Annotated in this window: 4 protein-coding genes and 1 pseudogene; 2 read left to right on the forward strand and 3 right to left on the reverse strand. The window is 71.8% G+C overall.

Annotation, left to right across the window (positions count from 1 at the left end):
• The first annotated feature begins 294 nt into the window (after window positions 1-294).
• Window positions 295-828 (forward strand): hypothetical protein, encoded by a 534-nt coding sequence (locus ETD85_RS61160; protein WP_138698917.1) that lies wholly within the window; start codon window positions 295-297, stop codon window positions 826-828.
• Between the two features lie 66 nt (window positions 829-894).
• On the opposite strand, the gene ETD85_RS61165 is transcribed toward ETD85_RS61160, so the two are convergent.
• From ETD85_RS61165 to ETD85_RS61175, 3 genes are all read right to left on the reverse strand, one after another.
• Window positions 895-2040 (reverse strand): serine hydrolase domain-containing protein, encoded by a 1146-nt coding sequence (locus tag ETD85_RS61165; protein ID WP_206059629.1) that lies wholly within the window; start codon window positions 2038-2040, stop codon window positions 895-897.
• A 70-nt stretch (window positions 2041-2110) separates the two neighbouring features.
• The gene (locus ETD85_RS61170; protein ID WP_138698918.1) at window positions 2111-2290 is read right to left on the reverse strand and encodes a hypothetical protein; all 180 of its coding nucleotides are present in this window, start codon (window positions 2288-2290) and stop codon (window positions 2111-2113) included.
• On the reverse strand, window positions 2287-2682 hold the full coding sequence (locus ETD85_RS61175) for a YciI family protein (RefSeq protein WP_240780160.1): 396 nt from the start codon (window positions 2680-2682) through the stop codon (window positions 2287-2289). Before ETD85_RS61175 ends, ETD85_RS61170 begins: the two co-directional genes overlap by 4 nt.
• A gap of 134 nt (window positions 2683-2816) precedes the next feature.
• On the opposite strand from ETD85_RS61175, the pseudogene ETD85_RS61180 reads away from it, so the two are divergent.
• A pseudogene (locus ETD85_RS61180) lies at window positions 2817-3143 on the forward strand (hypothetical protein); the annotation flags it as partial.

Raw genomic sequence — 3143 nt, forward strand, 5'->3', positions numbered from 1 at the left:
GGGTCACGGTGTGGGCGGGCGTGGTGGTCGCCGCCGGACCGATGCTCGTGCCTGAGCTCAGGGCCCCGTTCAACAGCGGGTACGTCTGGTACGAGGGCGGTCGGCTGGCGCTCAACGCAGTCACGTTGCTGTGGTTGGGGCGCTCTGCCCATGAGCTGAGGCCGGCATGAGGCGGCGACCCGGATCCGGCCGGGGGACGGCATCGATCCGTTCGCCGACGCAGCGCTCCTGGCCGGCGTCTGTCCCAAGGCCGCCGAGCACGCCGACGCGGCGGTCGCGGCGGATGAGCAGGAGATGTTCGACCGGGAGGCGGAAGAGCAGGCCAAATGCGACAAGGCGCCCCGCCATCGCCCCCTGATCAAGCCGGTGTCGGCGATCAGGCAGAAGCGGCCCATCTGGACGGAGACCTCGCTCGACGCGTACGAGAACGAGGGCGAGCCCGAGGACCAGCTGTGGCAGCGGACGACGGACGGTGACCTGGCGGCCTCCGAGCCCGGGCACCTCGTCGTCGTCCTCAACACCAACTACCGCGCCTGCGTCACCACCGAGACCTACGACCGCCGCCCGCCCGTCGAGACGAAGGGCTGGGACCATGTGGTCGAGATCGGTTACGAGAGCCCCGGCGGCCGCATCGTGCCCACCGACTACCTGAGCGGGATCGAGCTGCCCGACCTCGCCGTCCGGGGCGCGGGCCACTATCGCATCCGCGTTCACCATGCCTGGCTGCCGTGGAAGGACGAGCAGCGGGCGGGCCAGCGGCTGCTCATCATGGCCTACCCCGGCCGCGGCGACCAGGTGACGGTCCACCGTGCGCGGACCCGGCCCTGAGCGACCGGATCCAGCCTTGAGCGCGCGGAGCGATCCAGCACTGAGCGCGCGGACCCGGCGCTGAGGTCAGAGTCGCGTGCAGAGCACCGTGTCGAGTGCCTTCTCGACGTGCTCGTGGGCCGGCAGGCTGGTGGGCAGGTGGGTGACGGCGATGGCGGCGGCGCGGCCGTCCTCGGTGACCGCGTTGGTGGTGTAGTAGCCGGGGATGGAGCCGCCGTGGCCCCAGGCGGTGCCGCCGCAGGTCAGCTTGATGCTGCTCAGGCCGAGGCCGTACTTGGCGCCGGCGCCGAGCATCGGGGCGTCCACGGTGGTGCGCATCTGCTTGAGCTGCTCGGGCTTGAGCAGCTTGCCGCCGAGGAGCGCGGTGAAGAAGCGGTTGAGGTCGCCGGGGGTGGAGATCATCTGCCCGGCGGTCCACGCCTGGGACGGGTCGAACGCGGTGACGTCGGTCATCGGCTTGGCCGGGTCGTCACGGTGGTACCCCTTGGCGTGCGGGGCCGGGACGTCCTGGTCGCCGACGTTCGGGAACGAGGTGTGGCGCAGGCCGATCCGGTCGATCGTGCGCCTGGTGATCTCCTCGATGGCCGGGCGGCCGGTGACCTTCTCGATCAGCAGACCGGCGACGATGTAGTTGGTGTTGGTGTACTGCCACTTGGTGCCGGGCGCGAAGGCGGCCTTCTTCGCCAGCGCCATGCTCAGCAGCTCGCGGGGCTGGAAGTAGGTGTGCTGGAAGGGGAGGATGCCCTTGGCCAGGAAGTCGGTGTACTCGGGCAGGCCGCTGGTGTGCTGCAGGAGCTGCCGTACGGTGATGCGCCGCCCGTCGATGCCCTCCCCCCGGAGCAGACCCGGCAGGTACGTCTCGACCGGCTCGTCCAGCTTGACCTTGCCCTCGCCGACCAGCTGCAGGACGGTCACGGCGGTGAAGGACTTGGTGTTGCTGCCAATGCGCACATACCCGTCGGCCGGCGCCTTCTCCTTGGTCGCCACGTCGGCGACACCGGCGGCATAGTCGCTCGTACGCCCGTCGCGGCCCCGCACGGACGCCAGCGCGGCGGGGAACTTGTCGTCGTTCACCAGCTTGCCCAGGGTGATCTGGACGACCGGGTCCGTGCCCGTTGCGGCCTGGGCGGCCGGGCCGCTCACCACGGTGGTGGTGACGGCGAGGGCGAGCACGGAAGCGGCGGTCCAGCGGCGGCTGCGTGAAGTGATCACGCGATAACGCTACGGGCGGGGCCGGGGTCGCATCGATCCTGTACCCGGCACTTCCGAGGTAGGGCTGTCCCTACCCCGCGCCTTCCGGCCCGGCAGGCGCCCAGGACCTCCCCCGCAGGCGGCCGAGCACCCAGGCAGGCGCCCCGGACCTCCCCCGCAGGCGGCCGAGCACCCGGGCACCCGGCTCAGGTCGCGCCGCCAGGCCGAGCCGCTCGGCCGGCACGGCGGCGCAGATCTCCTCACCGGTCACATCTCCTCGCCCGCCGTGCTCATGATCGGACGCACCTCGACCGCCGCGAACCGCGCGTCGGGGAAGCGGGCCGCGATGGCCAGCGCTCGTTCGCGGCTCTCGCAGTCGAGGACGACGTAGCCCGCGAGGTGCTCCTCCGCCTCGGCGGACGGCCCGTCCGTGGCCACCGGGGAGCCGCCCCGCACGCGGACGGTCCTGGTGTGGACCGGGTCGGCCAGCGCCTCGCCGCCGACTAACTCGCCGGAGTCGGCGATCTCCCGCAGCAACGCGCCGAACTGCTCGCTCAGCTCGTCGCGCCCCTCCTGCGGCATGGCCAGCGCCTCCGGCGTGCGCAGGAAGGCGGGGTGGCCCCAGGTCCGCGCGCTCGTGTAGATCATCATCAGATACCGCACGGCTGCTCTCCTCAGGTCTGGCGGCGCCCCACCCGGGGCCTTCGACCGATGGTCGGAGCCCGATGCCCGGTCTCGACATCCTTCGCGGGATATTTCGTTTGTGTTCGGCGGCCGTGCCTGATGGGCTGGCTCCCATGGCACGCGAAGGCCGGCGGGTGGCCAGGGCGTTCCTGATCTGGACCGGTTCGCGGGCCTGCTTCCACCGGGGCTACGTGCTGACCTCCAGCCTGTACTTCGTCGTCACCGCCCACCTCTCCCCCGTGCGGCTCCTGCTGCTCGGGGCCGTGATCGCGGGCACCATGCTGGTCTCCGACCTCCCCACCGGCGTGTGGTCGGACGCGGCCGGCCGCAGGTGGCCGCTGGTGCTCGGGCACGCGTTCCTGGGGGCGGGGATGGTGGTGACCGGGCTGGTGACCGGCTTCTGGTGGATCGTGGCGACGCAGGTGGCCTGGGGGCTGGGG

The sequence above is a fragment of the Nonomuraea zeae genome, assembly GCF_005889725.1.
Lineage (GTDB): Bacteria > Actinomycetota > Actinomycetes > Streptosporangiales > Streptosporangiaceae > Nonomuraea > Nonomuraea zeae.